The organism is Kineococcus indalonis, assembly GCF_009906395.1.
GTDB lineage: Bacteria > Actinomycetota > Actinomycetes > Actinomycetales > Kineococcaceae > Kineococcus > Kineococcus indalonis.
This window is the reverse complement of the sequence record NZ_JAAALM010000703.1, coordinates 1-681: the sequence shown is the minus strand read 5'-3', so window position 1 is coordinate 681 and position 681 is coordinate 1. Positions and strand designations below refer to the sequence as shown.

At 75.3% G+C, this 681-nt stretch carries 1 protein-coding gene and 1 tRNA gene; one reads left to right on the top strand and one right to left on the bottom strand.

Features of this window, described 5'->3' with window-relative positions; genetic code table 11:
• Positions 1–11 precede the first annotated feature (11 nt).
• Positions 12–84: transfer RNA gene (locus GTR00_RS20430), tRNA-Thr, on the top strand.
• A gap of 40 nt (positions 85–124) precedes the next feature.
• Here the strand turns inward: GTR00_RS20430 and GTR00_RS20425 are convergent.
• Entirely contained in the window at positions 125–622 is a 498-nt protein-coding gene (locus GTR00_RS20425) for a MarR family winged helix-turn-helix transcriptional regulator (RefSeq protein ID WP_166613362.1), read from the bottom strand.
• Positions 623–681 lie beyond the last annotated feature (59 nt).

Below are 681 nucleotides of genomic sequence, written 5' to 3'. Positions count from 1 at the left end.
GGGCCGGGCACGCCGGCATGGCGCAACTGGTAGCGCACCCGACTTGTAATCGGGCGGTTCTCGGTTCGAGTCCGAGTGTCGGCTCTCCCCGCCACGACGCGCGGGCGGCGTCCCGAGCGGGCCCTCAGCCCTTGAAGAAGCGCTCGGCGACGGCGGCGTCGTCGCTGCTGTCGGTCGTTCCGCCGCCGTCGGCGTCGAGGGAGGCGTTGAGGCGCTCGGTGAGCGTCGCGAAGCGCCGCAGGGTGTCCTCGCCCCAGGGGCCCACCCGCTCGATGAGCTCCTCGCGGCGGGCCTGCCGGGCGGCGTGGACCTTCGCGCGGCCGGTCGCGGACAGGGTGAGCAGGACCGCGCGCGCGTCGGCGGGGTCGGGGGTGCGCTCCACCAGCTCCAGCTGCTCCAGCAGCTGCACCTGGCGGCTGAGGGTCGGCTTGCCGATGCGGAAGTACCGGGCGAGCTCGCTGGGCCGGGCCCGGCCGGTGTCGTCCAGGCGCACGAGGATGCTGTAGGCCTCGAAGTTCAGCTCGGGGTGGACCGCGTGGGCGGTCGCGCGGGACAGCGCCCGCGAGCGGCGCAGCAGCACCCCGAGCTCCTGCTCGAGCCGGGCGACCGCATCGGTGCTCACGGTCCGGAGCGTACAGACCGCGGCGCTCCCGGTGGGCCCCTCGCGAGCACGGGTTCCCC